This window comes from Anaerobacillus arseniciselenatis (genome assembly GCF_001865995.1).
Taxonomy (GTDB): domain Bacteria; phylum Bacillota; class Bacilli; order Bacillales; family Anaerobacillaceae; genus Anaerobacillus; species Anaerobacillus arseniciselenatis.
The window spans coordinates 1-26,085 of record NZ_MLQQ01000046.1 but is presented as its reverse complement, the minus strand read 5'-3'; the positions used below and the strand labels follow the sequence as shown (position 1 = coordinate 26,085).

Sequence of the window (26,085 nt, the reverse complement as noted above, 5' to 3'; positions counted from 1 at the left end):
ACATGTAAAATAGTTACATAAAGGATGTGTATAAATGAATTATCAAGACCAACTGACGCTACTTTCTGATATTTTAAAAAATCAACATGCACAAAATCATGGAACCGAAGATGAATTTAATCAAATTCATCGCCTCGCTGAATCACTTCAAGCCAAGGGTGAGCTCGATGATCAGATGCGACAAACGTTAGCGAGTATTGCTGATTATTGTGCCAATAGAAATTGTACAGAAAATAGTGGTCAAATTAGTCAATGGATTCAATCGATTGAGGAAATTTCAGTACCCTATCCGCACGAATAAGAAAAGCGCAAGCGCCTAAAAAAACGGGGTCGACAAATAGTCAACCCCGTTTAATCTTTAATTTGTTTCTTCTGTATCTGGATGTAAAAGCTTTTCTAAATATAAAATACTATCTTTCATTTCAGCTTTTTCATTTCTGCCTTCATGCCATAAAATCACATACACCATTTGTGAGATGACGTACCAATGCATTCTCTTACATAAATCATCATCTAACGTTACACCATAATTACATAGCCACTCTTCCCAGTCTTTCGTGGGAATATATAAATATAACAATAAACCTAAATCTAAGGCAGGATCTGCTACAATTGCTCCGTCCCAGTCAATTAAATACAAATCGCCTTGCTCACCTAAAATCCAATTGTTATGATTAATGTCAGCATGACAAACGACATATTCTTTGTCCTCAACATCTTGCATATTTTTATTTAAGTAGTTCATAGCATCAGAAACTACTCCTATAGTGCAGTTAGACTTAGAAAGTTTTTCTCTTATATCCTTTAATATAGATTGAGGAGTAAGTGGTAAATTACCAATCCGCTTAAACATTTCTAGGAGCTCTTTTGAGCGGTGGATCTTTCCTAACAGTTGAGCTACTAGCTCTTGCTTCATTTCAAAAGATTTTAATTCTCTTCCACTAACCCATCTTTGGGCAGTAATGACATCGCCATTTTCTAAGCGTTTCGTCCATAACAACTTTGGTACAATCCCTTCCGCTGATAACACAGCAAGAAAAGGAGACGAGTTTCGCTTTAAAAAAAGCTTTTCTTCGCCATACTGAGCAAAGTATGCTTCACCTGTTACACCTCCAGCAGGCATTACCTGCCACTCTTTTCCTAATAAATGTTCCACCAATTTCACCCTCAATTTACCTTTTTAAAAAACCTAGACAAACATTAATAATACTAGTATAACGTATTTTTTGTAAAGAACATACGAAAAAAAAGTTAATATAGCTTTTATTTAGTACACTAAATGAGTGAACTTCATAATTACATAAGTTGAGCCAAATCGAACTATATGTAGTTGCGAGCAGCTTAATGCAACTACATATAGTTACTTAATAGCGATAATATTTGATGATGAAATTCATTAAAATATTATTATATTTTCGGATGATACAACACTGTTGTTGATAAGCCTTTAATTATCGTTTTTGAGGCTTCCAAAACGTTGACTGATGTTGCCGTTGCAACATCTTCTTCGACAAACACTTCCCACTTGCCACTTGCAGGGAGGATAATCTCTTTTTCCTCTTCTGATGCATTATGCATAACTACAAACATTCCATTCGAGTTCTTCAACATATAGGCGATACATTGAGTTGGAGTATCGAGAATAAACATATTCTTTTTTACTGCTTCTTTGTCACGTAAACGAAAAACGTCATTATTTCTTCGTAGGGCGATTAACCCTTTCACATAGTCCACGTTATCCATGTGCAATGCTTTTCTTTTCCAATCTATTTTATTAATTTCATCCGGTGAGCAATAACTATTTTCGACACCTTGTTTCGTTCTAAAAAACTCTTGCCCCGCATGTAAAAACGGGATTCCTTGACTTAAAATGGTCATCGCTGTCGCTAATCTATGAATTTTTGCGCGAGTCTCATCACCCTGATCGTGATTAGATAGGGTTAGCTTATCCCAAAGAGTATGGTTATCATGACACTCTACGTAATTAACAGATTGATACGGGTCATTAAAGAGACCTTCAATAGCACAAAATTCTTTCGTACTCCCACTGACAAGCATTTTAACTTCTTCTTTAAACTGACCATTTCCATTACAAAAACCCTTTTTATCATGGTCAAAAATACTTCCCTTCAATTTATCTCGGAATTGATCGTTGAAAAAAGAAATACCTTGCAGCTGTTCAGCATTGGCAATAATTGCTTTTTGATGATGGGCTAAAGGGGTGTCCAAATCCCAGCCTTCACCAATGATTAATATCGATGGATCGACCTCATTTAAACTTTGGCGAATTTGTTGCATCGTTTCAATATCTAAAATGCCCATTAAGTCGAAGCGAAAGCCATCTACGTCATACTCACTAGCTAAATAAACGACGGAGTCTACGATGAATTTTCGGACCATTTTACGTTCAGATGCAATGTCATTGCCTACCCCTGTTCCATCGGCTAAACGACCATCTTCTTTATATCTAAAGTAATATCCGGGAACTATTTTTTCAAAATTAGATTTTTCATGAATATAAACATGGTTGTATACGACGTCGAGTATTACTCTTAAGCCGATGCTGTGACAAGATTGAACTGCTTTTTTCAATTCCAATATTCGCAAGTTAGGATCATTAGGATCAAAAGAATAACTGCCTTCTAAAGCATTATAATGGATCGTGTCATAACCCCAATTATAAGTTTTTAGTGGCTCCGTTTCATCAACACTACCGTAATCTTGGATCGGCAACCATTGAACATGCGTAATACCTAGATCCACAAGATAATCTAGTCCTGTCGTTGTCTGCCACGGCCCCTTTGTTTTCGTTTCGGTTAAGCCCTCGTATATTCCTTTACTTTTTATACCGCTATTTTCATCAATGGAAAAGTCCCTTATATGAAGCTCATATATGATCGTATCTGTCTCTTTTTTTAAAAGAGGTTTTGGTGTTTTTAACCAACCTTCAGGATTTGTTTTTGATAGGTTAACAACTACTCCTTTTTCCCCATTGATCGTTACCGCTTTCGCATACGGATCAACAGCTTCTCGCCACTCACCGTCAATACATAAACGGTACGTATAGATGGCTCCTTCTAAATCGTTTTGTATAGTTAACTGCCAAATCCCTTTAGCTTCTCGCTTTAACGGGTAAGTTTTCCGTGTGTCATTTTCGTACAGTAGTAATTCAACTTTTGTAGCTGTCGGTGCCCAAAGTTTAAACGTAGACGATTGGTTTGTGTACGTAACACCTAAATCATCTTGATCGTAAAAAAATAATTCATCGAAAGACACAGTCCTTACTACTTGACCGATTTTCAAATGAAACAAAATATTTTCATTGGCAATAACATTGTATTTTCTACCAAAAGAAATTGGCTCTGTTAAATAAAGTTCATAGCGCCATCTTTCCTCACTTTTTAACCATTTTTCTATCGTTAAATTTTCACCATTATTTGTATCGGTAATTGTAAAATTGGAGAGCTCTTCATCTACTTCAGAAAAAGGAATTGTAATTAATGTTAGTTCATCAATGTAAGCACTTTTCGTCATCTCATTCTCTCCTCTCTTACCGTTAGTATAACTATGTGAGTGAATTTCATAATTACCTTAATTGAGCCATATCAAGTTATATGTAGGTGCGAGCGCTTTAACGCGACTACATATAGATCTTAATGGCGATAAAATTGAATTAATGAAATTCATAAATTTATAAATTTAGTTAAAAGGCCTTATTTATATATATGTATGACAAAATTACTTCGTTCAAATGTGATTTAAAAAAGGAAGAAAAACTAACGTTTAATGTTCTTCTTCCTGGACGATACCGTCATCTTCTTCAATTGGATCGCGACTTACTGAAGTTGTTTGGCAAACATTTAGTAAAGCTTGGGAAAATTTAAGTTGTACAGATTTAATTGGTGACTTATTATTTTTTAATTTATCTTCCCATTGTTTCACATTTCTTTGATCAAGAAATTCCGCTCCACTCCACGCTACATTTACATCAATATAACCTTCATTCGTAACGAGAGCCTTTCGAACCGTCATTTCAATTTCAGTATCATCTAATATTCTTTTTATAACTGTACTCATTCTATTTAATGATAAGAACGGATTAATTATTTTCTTTTCTTGACTACCATCTTTTCTAAGCCAATATCTTTCTGAGAATGTTTGAAATATTGTTCGTTCCGTCCCAGCTAAATGAACAATACAGTAAACCTCAGTCGGTCCGATCAATAAAATATCAAATTCAACTGTAGCACGTGGATACTTTACAATCGGATGATACAGAATAAAATAGTTGTCTGGTAATGATTGTAACAACCATTTTAGAGTAGGATCGAAATAATAAGCTTTCTTTAAAGCCGACTTTTCCAAAATAGTTGAGCTCGCCCAGTTTAATTGAAATTCATAAAGTTCTTTTAAAAAATGACGTTTTAACTCAGGTAACGATTTATATTTAAATTGGTACGGTTGCTCTTCAAAAGCATCCAGATCACTTTCTCGTTGCTCTCTTTTATACCAACTTCTCAACTTATTAAATGCACCTTTAATTGATTTTGTTTGTTGTTCCACGTACTTTTCTACAGTTTGACTTTCATTTAAATATGATCCTTCCCATTCTTGTTTAAGGCTTGTCCACCTCTCCCGCTTCAAACGAGAAAATTGCCCAGGATACCGATACATATCATACTGATAACGAGAAACATAGTCTTCTAATTTAACTAAATGAGCCAAAAAAATCCCCCCATTTTTAAGAAAAGCGTAAGCGCCATGGTAAGCTTCGACAAGCGTTGGAGGGCCAGCAACGTTTTGCCTCCTCTTCGATTTCTCCTCATGAATAGGCAAATCTTGATGGACCGAAACGCTCGAGAAGCTAGGCGCTGAAGCTAGACACAGAAAAGCATAAGCGCCTTGGTCAGCCCTGAAAAATTATATTTTTATCATATCATTTTTTAATTTCCAGTCCTAGCCAAATTAGTTTAATGAATTTCATAATTCATTATTTTCGTCACTAAGATCAAGATATAGTTGCACCAAGACACTTGCAACTATATCTTGTTTGGTATGACTCTTTTTTGGTAATTATGAAATTCACTCAATTATGAAGACTTTAACGGAAAAGAGGCAACGACTTCATATTTTGGAACTTTGTCTAAATTGGTTCTGTAAATAACAATATTAGAAACTTGCCAAGTTTCACTTTCCATATACGATTGAAATGAAGCGTTTCGGTGATCGCTAACGTAAGGATCATCTCCACTATATTTTCGTGCCAAAGTTATATGTGGATTATAACTCCTTTTATCTACTTCTACGCCTAGATCAGTACACGTTTGAAAAATCGCTTTTTGAAGTTCAAAAAGTTTCTCTTCCTTTTTCACACCAGCCCAAAAAATTCGCGGTCTATTTTGAGGTCCAAAAATACCAAGTTCATCTATCGTTAATGTAAAGGCCGCATGAATAGTTACGACCTTATTAAGTTCCTTTTGAAGCTCTTTTAACAGTGACTCACCAATACCACCTAAAAAAACTAACGTAATATGATAGTCTTGTTTATGAACAAGTCGCTTAAAAGGTGGTTTCTCTCGTTCATTCCAATTAAAAATCTTCTCTTTCACCTTGCTGTCTATTGGAACTGCTATAAAATAATGTGTTTGAGACAATTGTACATCCTCCTTGTATTTACCTCTTATAACGTATTTTACCCTTTTGGAGTCAAAAGTTGAGCTATTAAAGTTAAATTGGTTTGTTGTTGTTGGTTTGTGGTTTGTTGGTTAGGGTGGAAAGGAAATCATCCGCCTTTTCCGTATTAGTAAGAGATGCTCCGGCGGTTACTCGTCGCAAAGCTGCATGAAGTAAATTCTAAGATGTATGTATCTCATGACGTAATTTAGGTCAGTAGCTTTGGTGACAGAATGTCCGTCATGTGTGTTTTGTATGGAAAATGTGCGATGATCTTTTTAATTCCAATTTAAAAGATAGGAATTATCACGTTAATTATGTTAAAATATTATGTATATGAGTGATTTTCATAATTACCTAAATTGATTAACATACTAATTTTATTGTTAACTGTAATTTAAGCAGAAAAGGACGTGGAATTAATGCGTGTTGTAAACAATATTGCAGATTTAATCGGTGATACCCCGTTAGTAAAATTAAATCATCTACCAAGTAAAACTGGGGCAGATGTTTATTTAAAGCTTGAGTTTATGAACCCAAGCGGGAGTGTAAAAGACAGAGCAGCATTCCAAATGATCTTGCAAGCTGAAAAAGACGGTTTGTTAAAAAAAGGTTCAACGATCATTGAACCAACAAGCGGTAATACCGGCATAGGTCTTGCAATGAATGCCGCTGCGCGTGGATATCGAGCGGTTTTAACGATGCCTGATACGATGAGTAAAGAACGTATAAATATTTTAAAAGCTTATGGAGCTGAGGTAGTGCTTACACCTGGTGATGAAAAGATGCCAGGAGCAATTAATAAAGCTCATGAATTAGTTCGTGAAATTCCTAATAGCTTCATGCCGATGCAATTTGAGAATAACTCTAACCCTGAAGCACACCGCTTAACAACGGCCCTCGAAATTAAAGAAGCGTTAGATAGTATTAATAAAAGCTTAAGTGCTTTTGTCGCAGCAAGTGGCACAGGTGGAACGATTACTGGTACAGGTGAAAAGTTAAAGGAAATATATCCTGAAATATCGGTTCACGTTGTCGAGCCAGCTGGTTCACCTGTTTTATCGGGTGGTAAGCCTGGTCCACATAAATTGGTCGGAACGAGCCCTGGCTTTGTGCCACCAATTTTAAATGAAGATGTTTACGGAGAAATCTTCAAAATTGAAGATGAAGATGCTTACGAAGTTACGAGGCGACTCGCTCGTGAAGAAGGTATTCTCGTTGGTCCTTCTTCTGGAGCTGCTTGTTTTGCAGCGTTAGAAGTAGCAAAACGACTTTCTCCTGATGACGTCGTTGTTGCTATTGCCTGTGACACTGGCGAACGTTATTTATCGACTGATTTATTTGACTTTGATAAGTAAAACACGACGAACGAAGCTTTAGTGGCTGCCCATCATAAATTGCCTTCACCTTACCAAATAGTGAGGGCATCTATGAATGGTGCAGCTTTTTTTCATATAGTAATTGAGGTCAGTATCTTTGGTGACGGATATATCGTCATGAAAGTTTTATATGAAAAGTTGTTTTTTGGAAATATAAAATATTCGACATTATCTGAAAATCATGAAATAATATAGGAAAATAATAAATTCATAGATTGGAGACTCATATGAACAGTCAAGAGAAAATTGCCGAAATGAAATCGTCTATTTCAACCGTCCTTGTAGGCAAGGAAGAAATCACTGAAACTGTCATGATATCGATATTAGCTCGTGGCCATATTTTATTAGAAGATGTACCTGGGACAGGGAAGACGATGTTAGCGAAATCGATCGCTAAATGTTTAGATGCTAAGTTCCGTCGTGTCCAATTTACTCCAGATGTACTCCCTAGTGATGTCACAGGAATTCAATTTTTCAATCCGAAAGAACAAGCTTTTGAACTACGACCAGGACCTGTAATGACCAATATTTTACTCGCTGATGAAATAAACCGTGCAACACCTAGAACCCAATCAAGTTTACTAGAAGTCATGGAAGAGCGCCAAGTAACAATTGATGGCGAAACATTACCACTTCCAAATCCATTTATCGTTATCGCTACACAAAACCCAATTGATTCACAGCAAGGGACATTCTCTTTGCCTGAAGCACAAATGGACCGCTTTTTACTACAAATTAAAGTCGGTTACCCGACCATTGATGAAGAACAAAAAATGTTATCGATGTATCGTGAAACTGAACCAATCGATTCATTAGAAGTTGTGCTTACGTTAGAAGATATTGCCAAGATGCAAACTGAACTTAAAAAAGTGACGATTTCTAAAGATGTTGAGACGTATATGTTGAAAATCATCACCGAAACGAGACAATCAGAGTTTATTGAAGTTGGAGTAAGTCCTCGTGGGACACTTGGCTTAATGCGTGCCGTACAAGCTCGTGCCTATATTAACGGTCGTGATTATGTTAGCCCTGAGGATGTTAAGTTAATGGCACCTTACGTCCTTTCTCACCGCCTTGTCCTTTCGATTGAAGGATCAATGCGCAGAACAAAGGAAGAAGTATTAAAGGAAATTCTAAAGAAAGTAGAAGTACCAGTAGAAGCCGGAGCTGTTCGTTAATGAGCTGGAATCAAGAATATAGAGCACCTCAAATTTATCGTTTTTTAGGCCCAACGATACCGATTTTATTCATTGTTACTTTGATTAATCAATCTGCGCTTATTTTCGGTTTAGCAATGTTACTAACATTATTGATCGGTCTAAGTAGCTATTATTTAAAGTATGCCTATAAAAATACAACAATTCCAGATGAAACTGAAATTGTGCGTATGTTTCCAGAAGATAAGTCTAGCATTACCATTCCGATCGAAAACCAAGGTAAGTTTCCAATTTTCAATGGAGAGCTAGCCTTTTTCCTATATGATCCTGATGAAGCTGTGAAAGTTGCTGATACAGAGGTGAATAAGCAATCTTTATACCGCTACTCTTTATCAATCCAACCTTTCACTAAAAAACAACAAAATATCGATATTACCGCTCTAAAAAGAGGAGTGGTCCAAATTAGATCGATCGAGTATACGGTCCATGATTTACTAAAAATTAGCCAACTCCGTCTTAATTATAATGGATATTTTCGGGGTGAAATGATTGTATACCCTACACCTAAGGCTGTAAAAGGCTTAGAACATGTATTGCAACATAAACAAGGGCAACACCCGAAACAGCATGCCGTTCATGAAGATGTAATGATGACGATGGGAACTCGTGAATACGTACAAAATGACCCTTTCAACCGGATTAATTGGAAAGCTTCAGCGAGAACTAATGAATTACAAACAAAAATCTATGAAAAAACTACGGTGTTAAAATGGTCAATTGTCGTCAACGTCCGTAATGAGGATCGCTCCCAAATGACGATCGAAACACTTGAAGATGTTTTAAGTCAAGTTGCCTTTATCTGTCAATACGCAACGAAACATCACATTTCATTTGAACTCTTTATTAACATTAGAGTTCCACGCCTTGTTTGCGTTCATTTACCATCAGGGCTAGGGAAAGACCAATTAATGAAAGCGTTAGAACTGTTAGCAAGAGTTAACAAAAACGCGGTAACAACCCAACCACATGAGATGTTAAAGGTAGTAGAACTGAAATCTGGCGATCAACCTTTCATCATTCATTTAGGGGAATATAGTGACGAAGAAGAAAACATTTATCTTGCTTGGAAACAAAATGGTACCACGGTGTATCGAGTTGAAAGTAAAGGTGAAGTTGGACAAGTCATTCCAATCGGAGGTGGGAAAAATGAAGCAATGGCAAATTAATGTGACTCGTTTTTTCCACTTAAGTTTAGAAATGTTGTTGTTGTTTTTAATCATCATTCCACTTTACTTTATCGAAAATCAATCACCCCCTATTTTTCCTTTCGTTGTCACTGTATTAACTGCGATCATATTTTACGACCCATTTGTTAGAAAATATAAAAACGAAAAAATTGGTTTAATTCTCGTACCTATCATTACGTTGGTTGGAATTTCGCTAGGTTACAACATTGGATTTGCTTTTATTTTAGCTGCGATCGTATTTGGGCGGGTGTTGTTCCACAATAAAGATCATGACCCAAACGAAATTGGATTATTTATTGTGACATTTATTGTCGGGGTGATTTACTTTTTAGGCTTTTTCTTTATGGAAGGTCGCGAAATATTTTTATACATTACGTTTGGGCATTTCTTTTTGACGTTAACATTAACAGTCATTAAATTATCGTTCCAATCTTCTAAGGCTCTTGGGGATAAGTATACAATTATTAAATGGCAACTAGGGAAGGTATTAGCGATAGGAATCCTCACTTCATTAGGAATATTATTGTATCCAATTATTTATAAAGTCGTCTACACGATTTTCCAAGGATCAATTTTACTTTTCGGGTTACTAGGGATCCCTTTTGTTTATTTAGCCTCTTTAATAAATTTGGAAGTTAGACCGCAAAACCCTGATGATGGTACAGGTATGCTTGGGGCCGCAACCGGAGATTATGACTTAACAGAGCCAGCCACTTACAACTTAGACTTTTTAATTTGGATTGCTGGGGCGATATTCGTACTTATCATTTTATTTTTAATGTTGCGCAAAAACGGTTCGATTATGTTGCGGAGTGAGGTTGCTATAAGTGATGATTACGAACTTTCACCTGCAAAAAAGAAAATTACTGACCCTCATAGTTGGTTTAAAAGAACAGCCCCAAAAAATGAAATTCGTCGCTTACTGTACGACTTAGAAAAGTTTTTAGCAAAACAAGGCGAAGGTAGAATGCCTAACGAGACTGTGGAAGATTGGTTTTCTAAAATAAATGTAAGTACTGATCTTAAAGAGGTTGTTTCAACAACTTATCGAAAGGTTCGCTACGGTGATAAAGAAGTGACAAAACAAGAACGCGACGAGTACCGTCGCGTCATTAAAGAAATAAAAAAACAACTCAAGAATCAATGAATTTCATAATTCATTATTTTCGCCACTAAGATCAATATATAGTTGCGTCAAAACCCTTCGCAAACTATATATTGCGTGATGTGGCTCATTTGTGGTAATAATGAAATTCACTCAGAATAAATAAATATAAGAAAATTGACAGAGCATTCTTATTCATACAAAACACTCATGACGATTAACCGTCATCATCTAAAATGAAAAGGTGGACACTTTCCCTCACTTCGCTGTGAAGATACTGACCTCAATCACATCATGGCACGCTTCTTAACAAAGGCTCCGTGCTGCTTTGCGACGAGTAACCGCAGGAGCACCTTCTAACGAATCTCAGAGGCTCGTTCTCGAAAGTGTCCACCATTTTTTCACACAAAAAGTAAGAATTTAGTAGCAAATACTCAATCCTTACTTTTTAAATACATCTGCCTATTTTTTAAGATAAAACGCGAATTGTTTTCTTAACAAAAACGTAACATCTCATTTTAATGCATTTCTTTGCTAAATTATTGGAATTATTGTACAATTGTAATGAAGGAGGTTATGATGTGAATCTTAGTAAAATGATGGCAGCCAATCACAGCCAGCTGCAACATACGTTAAACCTTAGCTTAATTAACAGCTCAATGAATACGCAAGCAGCTCAAGCAATTACGATGCTTGATGATATGGCAAAAACGCAACCAAATAGTGAAGTGACATCAGCGCCTCATCCAATGTTAGGAAATAACATTGACATTAAAGTTTAAACTCAATAAAGAAAACCACAATTAGTGCGTATATTGCTCATGTATTCACCATAAAAATGAACTATAATTCATTTTTTACAGCCGTTAAACAGTTGTATTAGAAGTACAAACCTGTATTTCTTTATGTTTGAAGAAATGATAATGATAAGGAGTGGTTTTTTGGAAACTTCAACTGATCGAATGCTAAACCGTATCAAGTCTGTCTACCTCTACATTAAGCAAAGGGGGACTGTCTCTACGAATGAATTAGTTGAAGAATTTGGAATTACCCCGAGAACAATTCAGCGCGACTTAAACGTACTAGAGTACAATAATCTTGTAAAGAGTCCTAGTCGTGGAAAATGGACAACAACGAGTAAAAAAACAAAAGTTTCCTAATGGAAGAAAAAAAGTTAAGATAGAGAAATATACAATGACCCTCCCCCAGCTACCCGGTTGGGGACTTTTATTTTTATGTTCATTTTTAAATTTACAATTTAAAATGTAAAATTAAACATTTGAGGAGCGAATATTAGTACGGAACTTTGAAGCGAAACTTACAGTAATTTTAAATTGTACAATGAATTTCATAATTCATTATTTTCGCCACTACGATCAATATATAGTTGCGTCAAAACCATTCGCAAACTATATATTGTTTAATGTGCCTCATTTTTGGTAATTATGAAATTCACTCAATTAATTAACTAATAAATCAACTTCCTCATCGGTTAGTTCACGGTATTCACCTAGTTCAAGTGTTGGATCAAGTATTAACGGACCAATTGACAAACGTTTTAAGTAGATCACTTTCTTGTCCACAGCAAGAAACATTCGCTTTACTTGATGAAACTTTCCTTCTGTAATCGTTAATTCTATTTCTGATACTGGCCCAGACGATTTTATGACTAGTTCTGCTGGCTTTGTTTCATATCCATCATCAAGAGTGACACCGTTTTTAAATTTTATAATATCATCGTTTGTCACTTCACCTTGAATACGTGCAAAATACGTTTTAGGAACATGCTTCTTCGGCGAGAGTAACTCATGAGCAAGCTTACCATTATTAGTAAGTAATACAAACCCTTCGGTATCTTTATCTAGTCTTCCTACAGGGAATGGCTCAAAATGTAAATCTTCTAATTGTAATAAATCAACTACTGTCTCATCACGCTTGTCCTCAGTCGCTGAGATAACTCCTTGAGGTTTATTCATCATTAAGTAAATAAACTGTTTATACTCCACTTCATCTCCGTTAACAAGAACAACATCACTATTTACTTCAATATGTAGTTTTGCATCTTTCGCTACAGTTTCATTAACTCGAACAGTACCACTTTTTAAAAGCTTTTTTACTTCTTTACGACTACCAAAACCCATATTCGCTAAAAATTTATCTAACCTCATGTTTACTTCCTCCTAAATCTCACACCATAAAAAATTTGCCGTTTATAGTATACCTTATAACACGACCATACAAAACCATCATGACGGTAATCGTCACCATCTAGAATGTGAATTGGAGGTGGATTCTCTTTCACTTCGCTGTAAACTTCTATCGAATTTTAGAGGCTCGTGAAAGAAAATCCACCTCCAAGTATCTATTTTCCGTACAAAACTCTCATGACGATAAATCGCCACCAAAGCTACTGACCTCAATTACATCATGAGATACATCTCAGAATTTACTTCGTGCGGCTTTGCGACGAGTAACCGCAGGAGCATCTCTTTCTAAAATGTAAAAGTTAGGCGATAGCGCAGCCTAACCAACTGTCCACTAACCAACAAATCAACTATTTCCATACAAAAAGGTTGTAACCTAATGAATTACAACCTCTCATAACCAAATTAAGCTGTTTCGTCAGAACTAAACATGTAATGTCTCGTTCTAATATTGACGTTTAAAACAAGCCCTATCGCTATCATATTCGTAAGCAAAGCACTTCCACCGTAACTTATAAACGGTAAAGCTAATCCAGTAATTGGCATAAGTCCAATCGTCATTCCGATATTTTGAAAAATTTGAAAGACGAGAAGTCCAATGACACCAGCAACTAAATAACTTCCATATATATTGTTGCAGCTAAATGCAATAATAATCATTCGATAAAAAAGTAAGAAATAAATAACAATCAAGATTGTTGCTCCTAAAAATCCAAACTCTTCACCAATGACAGTAAAAATAAAATCTGTATGAATTTCAGGAACAGCCCCACTTTTCGATAAAACTCCATCGGCAAAGCCTTTTCCGTAAAGCTGACCTGAACCAATTCCTTGCATCGCATTTAATAGTTGATAACCCATTCCACCTGGATCGCTTTCAGGATCTATCCAACCATATATTCTCGATAACTGGTGTGGCCTAATAATATTATTTGTAAAAAATTCATAATAATTGTTGTGTAGCCATACTAAAGTTCCTAAAAAAAACGTTATTCCTGTTCCTAAAGCAGCAAAAATTTTCCACGAAACTCCTGCCATTAAAAGCATTGTTCCCATTATACTTGCAATAACTAGAGCCGTCCCTAAATCTGGTTGTACTAAGATTAATGCAAAAGGAGGTAACCCAACAGCTAACACTTTCGCAACGACAACCAAGTCTTCTTTTAACGTACGATCACGGTGATCTTTCGTAATAAGAAATAATAAGTGAGCAAGTGCTAAAACAAGAAAGATTTTAACAAACTCGGATGGTTGAAACAAGTTATTACCAATACCTAACCAACGTTGGGAGCCGTTTCTTTCCACTCCAAAAAAATGAACACCAATTAATAACAACAATCCGACGACGTATAGTGGGATTGTGAAATTTTTAAACAAATCATAATCTAATAACATGGCCGCTACCATTAAAAAAGTTCCGATTAAAAACCAAATCACTTGTCGTTTCACAAAAAACGATGGGTCTATATTATATTGACCTGCCATGGCAGCACTATATATCGAAAGTAAAGAAATGCACATTAATAAAAACAATAAAAAAAGTAACGTATAATCTAACTGTTGAAAATAAGTTTTACGTTCGTGCATGGCACTAAGTCCTCCATCAATGATTAAAGTCCTTACTTATGTTATCATAGCCCCATTATTTAAACAAAGGAATTTTTAACTAGAAAGGCGGAGGTGACTTGGTAGGTCCGATAAAAACTGGAGCCCTTCATCTAACAGGCGTTCTTTTGCCTTTTAGATGGAGGGTGAAGTTTTCGAGGACCTAGTCACCGGAGCTAGACAGAGAAAAGCGTAGGCGCCTTGATTACCAGCGACAGGCATTGGAGGGCCTTTGACAGAAGCCACTTTTTGGATTCCGAAAAGGACTAATCCACTTTCCGGATTAGTCCGTTCTTCCAATTTTCTTTGGTAAAATAATTTCCGCCGTCGTCCCCATACCTTCATCACTCAAGAAAGTGAGCTTTCCATGGTGACCTTCAATAATTTTGTAAGTAACGAGTAAACCTAAACCTGTTCCTTTTTCTTTTGTTGAATAAAAAGGTTCACCTAGTTTTTTTAGGCGTTCTTTTGAGATCCCACAACCGTGATCTTCAATTTTTACTATAATTTCATTTTCATTTACTTCGTCTAGTGTAATAAAAATATTTTCATTTCGATCACTTGCTTCAATCGCATTTTGTATTAAGTTAATAAAGGCCTGCTTTATTTGATTTTCATCACAGTCTACAACTACATCCTTTAAAAAGTAGTATTGAATATTAATATCTTGCATTAATGCTTGTGTTTCAAGCAATTTAATGACGTTTAGTAATATAGTGTTAAAATTAACTGTTTTTATTTGACGTGTGTCATTCGGCTTTGCTAACGATAAAAATTCATAAATAATTGTTTCTGTGCGATCTAATTCAGATAAAATAATATCTACATAAAACTCTTTAAACTCTTTTGTCGTTTTTGCTAATTGAATAAAACCTTTTATCGAAGTAAGAGGATTCCGGACTTCATGAGCAACACCCGCAGCTAACTGACCTACTAAAGATAATTTTTCCGATTTTTGTAACCATTCATCCACCTTTTTCATTTCGGTAATATCACGTACAATAGCCTGGATTGCTTGTACTCCTTTATATGTAGTCGCACTGATGGTCGAAGAAATTGAAACAGGAGTTCCATCAAAACGAAAAATTGTATGTTCTCTTGCTACCATTGACTGAGTGGAACCACTCAATATCTTTAACATATTTTGATGTACACGTTCATGGTCTTCTTTCGGATAAAAGTCCCAGATTGACCTTCCAATAATTTCTTCTTTACTTTTAGCTCCTAAAAGCTTCATACCGGCAGGATTTAAATATTCTATTTTTTCATCTACTAATACAGCAATGGTTTCAGGAGAGGATTCAACGAGTCTACGATAGCGTTCCTCACTTTCTAATAAGCGGCGCTCCATCTCTTTCTTTTCGGTAATGTTTTGAACTTGACAAATGACGTATTTTGGAATTTCATAATCATCTGATATTAAATTAATACTTATCAATCCCCAAACGATATGTCCTTCTTTGTGGATATAGCGTTTTTCCATTTGATAAAAAGGTATTTCCCCTTTTATTAACCTTCTAGTATTTTCCCGTTGAATTTTTAAATCTTCTGGGTGGCTAAATATTTGATTAGTTTCATCAATAAGCTCTTCTTTTCTGTACCCTGTTAATTCACATAAGGCATTATTAACATAGATGAACGTACCGTTAATTTTTACAATCGCCATTGCAATAGCAGATTGTTGGAACATCGCATTAAATAGATTCGTTTCCATACTTCTTCCCCCTTCCCGCTTTTATACTAACTCTTCAAACTCTACTCCTTGACATTTTTACACTATATTATAATATTTGACAAAAAATTCAGTTTTCCTTTTAATCGATAGTTTTTTACATCCAAAAAGCGTTAAGACTTTTCAAGTTGTCTTAACGCTTTTGTCCAATCGAATTTTATTGTAAAAGTTGGGTAATTTCTTTCCAACTGGGTGAATTTCATAATTACCAAAAACGAGCCACATCACGCAATATCGTTTGCGAATGATTTTGACGCAACTATATATTGATCTTCGTGGCGAATATAATGAATTATGAAAGTCTTAAACTTCCCAACAATTAAACGGCTTTATCAAGTTCAATATTGGCGTTGTTAATTTTTGAGTTCGATCTATAAATATTTGCTAAGATTGCTACACTTACAGCTGAAATCATAAGTGATGATCCTCCATAACTCATAAATGGTAGTGGTATTCCTGTAATAGGTAAAACCCCGGACATCGCACCGATATTTAAACAAACTTGTAGAGCAATTTGAAAAGAAATACCGAAGGCTAATAGGCTTCCAAATGGATTTTTACAACGTACACCAATTAACATTCCACGAAAAAAGATGATTCCTAAACAAGTAATTACAAATAATACACCTAGTAAACCTAGCTCTTCAGCAACGATAGCTAAAATAAAGTCTGTATGTGCTTCTGGTAAATAAAAAAGCTTTTGTACACTTTGTCCAAATCCAGCTCCAGTTATACCTCCGTGAGCGATCGCAATATATGATTGAATAAGCTGGTAGCCTGTCCCAGTTTCATTCGCAAAAGGATCCATAAATCCTGTTAAACGATCCATTCGATAAGATTGAGAATTGGCATATGTCCAAACGATAAAACTAGAAAAACTCCCTAGCAAAAATAAATGAATGAATTTCGCACCGGAACAAAATACGATCAGAACAGCAACAGCTATAATTAACCCTGCGGTACCTAAATCGGGTTGTCGCATAATCAATAAAAATATACCACTAATGATCAATAGTGGGGGCATTACCCCTTTCACGAACTGGTTAATGTACATTTGTTTTCGGGAATACACGTGCGCTAAATAAATAATCATCCAAAGCTTTACGAACTCAGAAGGCTGAATTTGAATAGGCCCTAATGCAAGCCACCTCGTTGCTCCATTAGTTCCAACGCCTAAAGGAGAATAAACGACTAAAATTAGTAAAAAGATAGATGCTAAAACGATCGGAAAAACAATCTTTTGATAAAAGCGATAAGGTATTTGCAGAAAAACAACAAAAAGAACTGTCGAAATAACAATCATTTGTAACTGTCTTTTAAAAAAATAGTGAGGGTCTCCAAATTTATCATAACCGATAACGTAACTTGAACTATAGACCATCACTAGTCCAAAGGCGGCTAACAGTACAACAGTTGTAATTAAAACCCAATCATTTTCTTTTTTCACTGTAGAGCTACCCACCATACGATCCCCCCATGAAACAAGTATTTTCCAAAATATAACTCTTTCATTATAGCAAACTACTTTTTATTGCAAAAGCTTTTTATAAACAGACATAATGAATTTCATAATCCATTATTTCCACCACTAGACAATATATAGTTGTGTAATGTGGCTCATTTTTGATAATTATGAAATTCACTCAACCAACTGAATAAATTTATTTGCCCAAATTTTTAAAATTAGGCGAATCACCTAACCCAACTGTTTAAAGTGGGCATAGACTGATTACTGAATGATAGATACCTAAATTTAAAAGGAGAGATCTAATCTTATGGATTATTATCGTCAACAACCTGAAGCGCAATTTTTCCCTGGATTCCCATTCCCACCAACACCCGGTCCTGGACCAACTCCGCCACGTCCACGTGACCTTGAGCGGCGAGTGGCTGAACTTGAAAGAACTGTACGACGTCAAAGCGAACAAATTGAGCGACTTAACCGTCGTGTCCGTCGCCTAGAGCGTCCAGGTTGGGGTTACGGCGGCACTCAACAATATTAAATAGTTACTTTAAATAATATCATTTAGATTTTTATAATTCTTATTCAGCACCACTAAGGGATTACATCTAGTTGAGTAATATCGTACTCAGCTAGATGTAGCTCGATGTGGCTGATTTATTAGTATTTTGATATTCTCTCTGTTCAATGAATTTCATAATTCATTATTCTCGCCACTAAGATCAATATATAGTTGCGTCAAAACCATTCGCAAACTATATATTGCGTGATGTGGCTCATTTTTGGTAATTATGAAATTCACTCTGTTAGTAAAGAATTATTTTATTAATAAATTTTTCACTAACTCTTTGCTCTTACTTTTTTATTTAAAAACTTAAAGCGTGATCCTAATATTTGTCCTGCTAACCCCGTTCGAATACTTAAGAACAAATAAAATACTCCACCTAATCCGACTGAGATTGTTAAAACAACGAGGGCATAAAGTCGGTTTTCTAATGGAAAAACGAGAAGCACAATCTCTTTTACAACAATAACGACGATCGACATTAGCGTAGTAAATATAGCAATCAGTAAGAAACGTTTCCCTATATAATGATAATTATAGTTTGCAAACTTCCCTATGGCCCAAACATTAATTGCTAATGACGTTACATAAGCTAAGCTCGTTGCGAAAATAGCTCCTAGTGCTTCAAATTGCGAAATAAGTAATATATTTAAGCTCAACTTAACTAAAAGCCCCGCTACAAGGCCAATTACCGCATAGCGTTGTTGATTAATTCCTTGTAATATTGCTGACGTTACCGCGAATAATGAAAATAGTACGGCAACCGGAGCATAATACCTTAAGATGATCGAACCGATATGTAAGTCATCTCCTAAACCGAATAACGTCCCATAAGCTGGATAAGCAAGGATGGACAAGCCTACAGCTGCTGGAAGCGTTAAAAATAAGATGATTTGATACGTTTGTGTTACTTGTTTTTGTAAAAGCTGTTGATCGTTATTAATAAATGATTTCGTAATCGTTGGTAGTAGCGTTAACGACATTGCTGTGGCAATAGAAACAGGGATCAATATTAACTTATGGGCCGCTTGAGCAAAGGCCCCAAAAGCTTCTTCAGCACTTGCTTGATCGTACCCTACCCCCATTAATGCTTTATTAAATGTCATTAAATCAATCGTTTGATAAAGAGGTATAGCAAGTCCAACAAACGACAATGGTAATGCATATGCGATGAGTTCTTTGTACATTGATCGTAGTGGAAGTTGATGGTTCGTTTTACTTTCCTCAATTTGTTTATTTAAGCTTTCTTTACGTTTATACCAATAAATAAGTAAAACCGTTAAGCCACCTAACGCACCAACAAAAGCGCCAAATGTCGCAAATGCGACGGCTAAACCGATCGAGCCATTCATAACATTAACAATGATAAACGTTAAACAAAGTATAAAAATAATTCTTACGATTTGTTCAATCACCTGAGAAACTGCCGTGGGACCCATCGACTGATGCCCTTGAAAATAACCTCTAATTAACGACATTATTGGGACAATTAATAAAGCCACACTGACCATACGTATCGTTAAAACAACATCTTCGATCGTATTACCTTTTAAATCTTTCCCATCGACAACTTGATGAGCGATCGGTTCTGCCAGTAAAAATAAAATTAAAAAAGTAACAATCCCAGTGACCGACATAACAATGAGCCCTGATTTAAAAAGTCTCCTGCCTGTTTCATAATCACCTAAAGCATTGTATTTTGACACGAATTTTGACACTGCTAATGGAATACCAAGCGTTGCTACACTTAAGAGTACGGTGTACGGGACATAGCCGTACGTATATAATGCCAACCCTTCTAAGCCAACAATCGCTTTAAATGGAAATATGTATATAAGTCCTAATATTTTTGAAATAAAGATTGAGGCCGTTAAAATCATAGTACCTCTTACTAGCTTTGAATCGGCCATAAAACACCTCTTGTTTTAATCAATTTCATAATTAAATTATGAATTGTAAATTGTAAATTTACAATTATTTTATCAGGTTAGTGGTTAATCTACAATGATACCCTAGTGTCGTTCATGTATGTTTTGTCTTTTTTATTAATTATATGGTAAAGTTATAGTGTTTTACATCATTATAATTGGAGTGAGCTAGATGAAGAAAAACCTTTCAATAATTTTATTAATTTTATTTATCAGCTTATTAGCTGCATGTCAAACCCCTGAAGAGGTAGCTGAAGAAGCAGATACAGACGTATTAATTACGTTCTTAAATGAAAGTATTACCGTTAAAGATGCTGAAAATGGAAAAATGCACCCAGAAGATGAAATTAATGATGTTGCAAAAGAGCTTTTATTTCAGGAAATCGTTCTAATAGAAGCAGATAAGGCGGGAATTAGTTACGATGATTTTGATCTTGAAGCTTTAGTAAACCAAACTTTACAATTGTTTGAATTTGATGAAGAAGCGATTGCCTTTTTAACAGAAAAAAGCGAACTCTACAATCTATCTGCTGAGGAATATATTGATACGATATGGCGAGAAACTTTAAGAAAAAGATTAATTGTCAATAATTATTTAGCTGAAGAAATTGACTTTCATTCTGAAAAACCGGAAGAAGAAATTTTAGCAGAAATTGAAACTGTCCAAAATAACTTGTTAGCCAAATACGAGGATCAAATTGAGTATCACTTTTAAATGCTCATCGCTTTAGCAAGGTAAGTGTTGGCATACCAAAAGAAAGAGGGTTGTCCCATAAGGTCAAACACTTATGAGACAACCCTCTTTTTTCGTTAAATACTACTAAATTTAATGAATTTTATAATTCAATATTATCGCCATATCAAACTATATGTAGTTGCGTAAGTCGTTCGCAACTACATATAGTTTGATATGGCTCGTTTTAGGTAATTATGAAATTCACTCAATTAATTCGATTTAAAAGTTGTCATGACTTCTTTTAAATCTTTTGCTAAGTGAGCAAGGTTTTGAGCATCTTGAGCGATTTGATTCGCACAAGCAGCTTGCTCTTCACTCGTTGCACTCACTTCTTCTGATCCGGCTGACGCCTGTTGAGTAATCGACGATATACTCTCCATGTTTGCGCCTATCTCGTTACCGACATTCTCCAATTCATTTATAAAGTTATTAATCGATTTGTTTTTCTCAAGTACATCCTCAATGTAACTAGTAATCTCTTCAAAAGACTTACCTGCTTCTTGAACGATTGTCGTTCCCTCTTTCACAACGATCGTCCCTTTATTAATTGACTGCACTGCACGCTCACTTTCTTCTTGGGTAACTTTAATCAGTGATGAAATTTTATCTGCTGATTCACTCGTTTCACTAGCTAACTTCCTCACTTCATTGGCAACTACAGCAAAACCTTTTCCATGGTCTCCAGCACGGGCCGCTTCTATTGATGCATTTAAAGCGAGTAAATTCGTTTGTTCAGCAATATGTGTAATAATTTCAATAATGTTACCTATTTCTTTAGACTGTTGCGCTAGTTTACTAATTATTTCAGAAGTACCATGAACCGTTCCATTCACGTCTTCCATTTTCAAAATTGCTTCGTTTGCTGAAGATAAACCACTTTGTGCTAACTGCTTACTCTGAGTTGATGTTTGAACAGCATCGTTCGTATACCCAGATATATTTTGGATCGTATCCATCATCGAGGTCATTTTTTCGGTCGTATTTGTTACTGATTCAGCGATATCCGTCGTGCCTGTTGCTAATTCTGAAATCGTAGATGCCACTTGTTCCGAAGCAACCTTCGTTTCTTCACTTGATCTAAGTAAGGTATCTGAAGAAGATTTCACTTCTCCGGAAACATTATCTATTTTACCTAATAACTCTTGGATTTTCGCGATCATTGTGTTGAAGTTAGAACTTAATATGCCGACTTCATCATTGGAATTCGTTTCTGCCTTTACAGTTAAGTCACCTTCAGCTACTTTTGAAGTTATTAAACTTAAACGTTGGATAGGATCGACAAGTCTTCTAGCAAAAATAATAATGATGAAAATACTAACTACTAACACAATACCAACTGTTATAAACGATAATAATCTTAAATACGCCAAATTACTAGTAGCCTCAACTACAGGTGTAGAAATGACAAACCCCCAGTTTGTCGCTGGAATCATCGTAAAAAAACCGAAACTTTCAACTCCAAAATCATCGTAAACTAAAATTCCCGTTTCAGCGTTTAATGCGTTTTGTACAATCGTTTGTAGTTCTTCGTTAGAGTTTGTTAAAAGATTTTCCTCCATAATGAGATCATGGTTCGGGTGAGCAATAACTAAACCTTCATCATTAACCATGAAAGCATAGCCATCGTCCCCTATTTGAAAATTTGAAACTAAATGTATTAAGTCTTGGATCGGAACAGTTGCTACTAAAACTCCGTCCATTTGATTATTTCTCATAATCGGCGATGCAACTACAACAACCATCTCTTCTGTAGCCCGAGAAATAAGTGGTTCAGAAAGAACAGTTGCCTGTTGATTAAGAACATCCATAAAATAATCACGATCTGCCACATCAAACTGTTCATTATTATGACTAGTTGCAACCCCATTCATATCGGCAACTAAAAACATTTCATATTCTTGTGCACGATGTAATTCTTTATGTAAGTATGACGCAATTTGATTCATATCCCTTGAAGTCAAAGTGTCTGTTGCTGCCATTATTTCAACTTCACTCATTTTTTGAATAAAAAAATGATTAATATCGCTTTGCGCTTTATCAAGAATAACTTCATTTTTTTCTGTGAATTCTTCTTCTAAAAATTGTTGAGCTTGGTTATGATTTATGTACGCCACTACTGAAAGTGCTATAAAAAGTACCGGCAGCATCACAACAAGTAACTTTGTCCTCAAACTTTTCAATTTAATCCCCCCATAACTCCAGATCTACTAAGAATAATACCGACTAAACGCTCGGTCACCTATCGGAAGCGCATTCAATTATAATATTTTATTAACCCTCCTCTTCCTTAAAACTAGGATAGAAAAGGGGAAGTTTCATAGCATGCGCAAGTTGCTACTGTATCTATTACTATAGATACAGGTCCATAGCTTTGCGTCCTTACCTTTCGATAACCTTGCCCTTATTCTAGTACTTGTGTCCTACTAAAATATCACAAAATAGTGAATTTTTCAATAATTATATTAATTCAATGAATTTCATAATTCATTATTATCACCACTAGGAGCAATATATAGTTGCGTCAAAACCATTCGCAAACTAGATATTGCGTGATGTGGCTCATTTTTGGTAATTATGAAATTCACTCGATTGAATATTATTTAATAAACATTATTGTCGTTAATTAATGAAAATCACTTCTTAAATCCATCGCTTTTAGAAATACTATGTTATAATTAATGAATTTCATAATTCGATATTATCGCCATTAAGTATCTATATGTAGTTTGATATGGCTCAATTTAGATAATTATGAAACTCACTCTAATATGTACGTTAATTTCAAATGGAGAACGGTAGGTGTTTTTTCTTGTATGATGTAATTGTCATCGGCGGTGGACCTTCTGGACTAATGGCCGCTATTTCTGCTAGTGAGCATGGTTGTAAAGTTCTACTCGTCGATAAAGGGGACAAACTTGGCAGAAAACTTGCAATTTCTGGTGGTGGGCGCTGCAATGTTACGAATCGGATGGATGAAAAAGAGTTAATTGCCCACATTCCAGGAAACGGACGTTTTATGCATAGTCCTTTTTCTATTTTTAATAATGAAGATATTATCGAATTTTTCGAGAAGCTTGGGATTAAATTAAAAGAAGAAGATCGAGGAAGAATGTTTCCAGTGAACGATAAAGCAAGTACAGTTGTGGAAACATTATTGCAAAAGGCACAAGATCTTAAAGTTCAAATGTGGACAAATACTCCTGTAAAAGATGTTCTTTATGATGAAGGGAAAGCCGTCGGGATAAAATTAAGTAACGGGAAAGTGATTAATAGTAAAGCAGTTATTATTGCAGTTGGTGGTAAGAGCGTACCGTACACCGGGAGTACAGGAGATGGTTATCCTTGGGCAAAAAACGCGGGGCACACGATCACGGATCTTTTCCCTACAGAAGTTCCACTCACCTCACACGAACCTTTTATTAAAAAGAAACTATTACAAGGGTTGTCATTACGAGACGTTGAATTATCCGTAATCAATCCGAAAGGGAAGACGGTTATTCAACATGAAGGAGATATGTTGTTCACCCACTTTGGCATTTCTGGGCCGATCGCCCTTCGTTGTAGTCAATATGTTGTGAAAGCGTTAAAAAAATTTGCGGTAAATCAAATTGAAATGAATATCGATCTTTTCCCCCATAAATCTGGAGAAATGATTTTTCAAGAACTTATTAAAATCGGTAAGGAATGCGAAAAAAAGTCGATAAAAAACTGTTTAAAAGGGTATATCCCAGACCGATTACTAGTTTTCTTTTTAGAAAAAGTTGAAATTGATGGTAGTGGGACGTTTGCGAATGTATCTAACGAGAAGATTCGTCACTTAGCGATGTTAATTAAAAAATTCTCATTCACGGTCAACGGAACACTTTCAATAGAAAAAGCATTTGTCACTGGTGGCGGTGTGTCAGTTAAAGAAATATACCCGAAAACGATGCAGTCAAAGCTAATGAGTGGTCTTTATTTTTGTGGAGAAGTACTAGATATTCACGGGTATACAGGTGGGTATAATATTACAGTTGCTTTTTCCACAGGATACACAGCTGGTAAAGGAGCCGCTGAGAGTGTGTTAGGTTCTTCATAAAACCATGTTATGTCGCCACACTAATAAGCGGTGTTGCACAATATGAGGGGAGTGTGCAGTAGTTAGGTTCCTTATGGGGTCGGGCATGTAAGAAGGTCTCGCGTTACCTTTTGGGTGATGTGACGCTTTGTTCGGGCACGCGAGAAGGTCTCGCGTTACCTTTTGAGTGATGTGACGCTTTGTTCAGGCACAGGAGAAGGTCTCGCGTTACCTTTTGGGTGATGTGACGCTTCGTTCGGGCACGCGAGAAGGTCTCGCGTTACCTTTTGGGTGATGTGATGCTTTGTCCGGCCACGCGAGAAGGTCTCGCGTTACCTTTTGGGTGATGTGACGCTTTGTTCGGGCACGCGAGAAGGTCTCGCGTTACCTTTTGGGTGATGTGACGCTTTGTTCAGGCACAGGAGAAGGTCTCGCGTTACCTTTTGGGTGATGTGACGCTTTGTTCGGGCACGCGAGAAGGTCTCGCGTTACCTTTTGGGTGATGTGACGCTTTGTTCGGGCACGCGAGAAGGTCTCGCGTTACCTTTTGGGTGATGTGACGCTTCGTTCGGGCACGCGAGAAGGTCTCGCGTTACCTTTTGGATGATGTGACGCTTTGTTCGGGCACACGAGATCTTCTTGCGTTCCCTTTTAGTTGATGTGAAACTCGGTTAGGTCACGCGAAAAATCCTTACGTACCCTTTATCTGTAACCGTCAAATCATCCACACCTTCTAAAGATAATCTGTTAATGCGAAAAAAACTGATTACTCTTCCTAACTTAAAACTAAAGAAGAGTAATCCAAACACTCGAATGATTACTCTTCTGAGCTCAAAACCATAAAAGAGTAATCCAAACGCCGGACTGATTACTCTTCTCGGCTCAAAACCAGAGAAGAGTAATCGAAAGCTTAAAGTGAGCATTTTGCTCTCTCTTTTATATTGCAATTGCACACTCCCCCCCATGCTACGTACTACTTCATTCTATACCACACTCACTTTCCAAATGCCCAGACGCACAAAGGGGCTATCCCACAAGTGTCTTACACTTTGTCTGAGATAGCCCCTTTATGATTAATCAATTTTTTCTCGAACGAGTTCCCCCGTTTCTAAAAACGGCATTTTCTCTTTAAATCTTACTCGTTTTTACACTATCAAACTCGTCTAAAATTTCTTGTGATGGTTCTTTTCCTAGTAAACTAACGACCATGATCGCAATCCATCCAAGGATGAAGC

21 protein-coding genes and 1 riboswitch are annotated in these 26,085 nt (G+C 36.0%); of the genes, 10 read left to right on the top strand and 11 right to left on the bottom strand.

Features of this window, described 5'->3' with window-relative positions; genetic code table 11:
* Positions 1-34: 34 nt before the first annotated feature.
* Positions 35-301, top strand: a complete 267-nt coding sequence (locus BKP35_RS17160) for a YtzH-like family protein (protein WP_071314610.1) — start codon at positions 35-37, stop codon at positions 299-301.
* A gap of 57 nt (positions 302-358) precedes the next feature.
* On the opposite strand, the gene BKP35_RS17155 is transcribed toward BKP35_RS17160, so the two are convergent.
* From BKP35_RS17155 to thpR, 4 genes are all read right to left on the bottom strand, one after another.
* Complete coding sequence (locus BKP35_RS17155; RefSeq protein WP_071314609.1) at positions 359-1,156, bottom strand: phosphotransferase family protein; 798 nt, start codon at positions 1,154-1,156, stop codon at positions 359-361.
* Between the two features lie 251 nt (positions 1,157-1,407).
* The gene (gene pulA / locus BKP35_RS17150) at positions 1,408-3,534 is read right to left on the bottom strand and encodes a type I pullulanase (RefSeq protein ID WP_071314608.1); all 2,127 of its coding nucleotides are present in this window, start codon (positions 3,532-3,534) and stop codon (positions 1,408-1,410) included.
* A 249-nt stretch (positions 3,535-3,783) separates the two neighbouring features.
* Positions 3,784-4,725, bottom strand: coding sequence for a nuclease-related domain-containing protein (locus BKP35_RS17145; RefSeq protein WP_084031725.1), 942 nt, complete (start codon positions 4,723-4,725; stop codon positions 3,784-3,786).
* 365 nt (positions 4,726-5,090) lie between these two features.
* Complete coding sequence (gene thpR, locus BKP35_RS17140; RefSeq protein ID WP_071314607.1) at positions 5,091-5,654, bottom strand: RNA 2',3'-cyclic phosphodiesterase; 564 nt, start codon at positions 5,652-5,654, stop codon at positions 5,091-5,093.
* Positions 5,655-6,095: 441 nt separating this feature from the next.
* On the opposite strand from thpR, the gene cysK reads away from it, so the two are divergent.
* From cysK to BKP35_RS17110, 6 genes are all read left to right on the top strand, one after another.
* Positions 6,096-7,031, top strand: a complete 936-nt coding sequence (cysK, locus tag BKP35_RS17135; protein WP_071314606.1) for a cysteine synthase A — start codon at positions 6,096-6,098, stop codon at positions 7,029-7,031.
* 248 nt (positions 7,032-7,279) lie between these two features.
* On the top strand, positions 7,280-8,230 hold the full coding sequence (locus tag BKP35_RS17130) for an AAA family ATPase (protein WP_071314605.1): 951 nt from the start codon (positions 7,280-7,282) through the stop codon (positions 8,228-8,230).
* Positions 8,230-9,435 carry a DUF58 domain-containing protein gene (locus BKP35_RS17125; RefSeq protein WP_071314604.1) on the top strand — a complete coding sequence of 402 codons (1,206 nt, stop codon included), beginning with the start codon at positions 8,230-8,232 and terminating at the stop codon, positions 9,433-9,435. The genes BKP35_RS17130 and BKP35_RS17125 overlap by 1 nt, the downstream gene beginning before the upstream one ends.
* Entirely contained in the window at positions 9,416-10,603 is a 1,188-nt protein-coding gene (locus BKP35_RS17120) for a hypothetical protein (RefSeq protein WP_071314603.1), read from the top strand. Before BKP35_RS17125 ends, BKP35_RS17120 begins: the two co-directional genes overlap by 20 nt.
* Positions 10,604-11,142: 539 nt before the next feature.
* Positions 11,143-11,343 carry a putative motility protein gene (locus tag BKP35_RS17115; RefSeq protein ID WP_084031723.1) on the top strand — a complete coding sequence of 67 codons (201 nt, stop codon included), beginning with the start codon at positions 11,143-11,145 and terminating at the stop codon, positions 11,341-11,343.
* Positions 11,344-11,502: 159 nt separating this feature from the next.
* Positions 11,503-11,721 (top strand): DeoR family transcriptional regulator, encoded by a 219-nt coding sequence (locus BKP35_RS17110; RefSeq protein ID WP_071314602.1) that lies wholly within the window; start codon positions 11,503-11,505, stop codon positions 11,719-11,721.
* A gap of 300 nt (positions 11,722-12,021) precedes the next feature.
* On the opposite strand, the gene BKP35_RS17105 is transcribed toward BKP35_RS17110, so the two are convergent.
* The 4 genes from BKP35_RS17105 to ftsW all read right to left on the bottom strand — a co-directional run bounded on the left by BKP35_RS17105 (position 12,022) and on the right by ftsW (position 17,564).
* A complete protein-coding gene (locus tag BKP35_RS17105) occupies positions 12,022-12,729 on the bottom strand; it encodes a pseudouridine synthase (protein ID WP_071314601.1) in 708 nt (235 codons plus the stop codon).
* A 441-nt stretch (positions 12,730-13,170) separates the two neighbouring features.
* Positions 13,171-14,352 (bottom strand): rod shape-determining protein RodA, encoded by a 1,182-nt coding sequence (rodA, locus tag BKP35_RS17100; protein WP_071314600.1) that lies wholly within the window; start codon positions 14,350-14,352, stop codon positions 13,171-13,173.
* 301 nt (positions 14,353-14,653) lie between these two features.
* Positions 14,654-16,084 carry a PAS domain-containing sensor histidine kinase gene (locus tag BKP35_RS17095; RefSeq protein WP_071314599.1) on the bottom strand — a complete coding sequence of 477 codons (1,431 nt, stop codon included), beginning with the start codon at positions 16,082-16,084 and terminating at the stop codon, positions 14,654-14,656.
* A 337-nt stretch (positions 16,085-16,421) separates the two neighbouring features.
* Positions 16,422-17,564, bottom strand: coding sequence for a putative lipid II flippase FtsW (gene ftsW / locus BKP35_RS17090; RefSeq protein ID WP_420534848.1), 1,143 nt, complete (start codon positions 17,562-17,564; stop codon positions 16,422-16,424).
* Positions 17,565-17,877: 313 nt separating this feature from the next.
* On the opposite strand from ftsW, the gene BKP35_RS17085 reads away from it, so the two are divergent.
* A complete protein-coding gene (locus BKP35_RS17085) occupies positions 17,878-18,105 on the top strand; it encodes a hypothetical protein (RefSeq protein ID WP_071314597.1) in 228 nt (75 codons plus the stop codon).
* A gap of 299 nt (positions 18,106-18,404) precedes the next feature.
* Here BKP35_RS17085 and BKP35_RS17080 read toward each other — a convergent pair whose 3' ends face one another.
* Positions 18,405-20,039, bottom strand: a complete 1,635-nt coding sequence (locus BKP35_RS17080; RefSeq protein WP_071314596.1) for a putative polysaccharide biosynthesis protein — start codon at positions 20,037-20,039, stop codon at positions 18,405-18,407.
* A gap of 190 nt (positions 20,040-20,229) precedes the next feature.
* On the opposite strand from BKP35_RS17080, the gene BKP35_RS17075 reads away from it, so the two are divergent.
* Complete coding sequence (locus BKP35_RS17075) at positions 20,230-20,772, top strand: hypothetical protein (RefSeq protein ID WP_071314595.1); 543 nt, start codon at positions 20,230-20,232, stop codon at positions 20,770-20,772.
* Between the two features lie 230 nt (positions 20,773-21,002).
* On the opposite strand, the gene BKP35_RS17070 is transcribed toward BKP35_RS17075, so the two are convergent.
* Positions 21,003-22,973, bottom strand: a complete 1,971-nt coding sequence (locus tag BKP35_RS17070) for a methyl-accepting chemotaxis protein (protein WP_071314594.1) — start codon at positions 22,971-22,973, stop codon at positions 21,003-21,005.
* Positions 22,974-23,116: 143 nt separating this feature from the next.
* Positions 23,117-23,203: riboswitch (cyclic di-GMP riboswitch) on the bottom strand.
* Positions 23,204-23,602: 399 nt separating this feature from the next.
* Here BKP35_RS17070 and BKP35_RS17065 point away from each other — a divergent pair.
* Entirely contained in the window at positions 23,603-24,871 is a 1,269-nt protein-coding gene (locus BKP35_RS17065) for a BaiN/RdsA family NAD(P)/FAD-dependent oxidoreductase (protein WP_245741995.1), read from the top strand.
* Between the two features lie 650 nt (positions 24,872-25,521).
* Here the strand turns inward: BKP35_RS17065 and BKP35_RS17060 are convergent.
* Positions 25,522-25,797, bottom strand: coding sequence for a hypothetical protein (locus tag BKP35_RS17060; protein WP_071314592.1), 276 nt, complete (start codon positions 25,795-25,797; stop codon positions 25,522-25,524).
* Positions 25,798-26,085 lie beyond the last annotated feature (288 nt).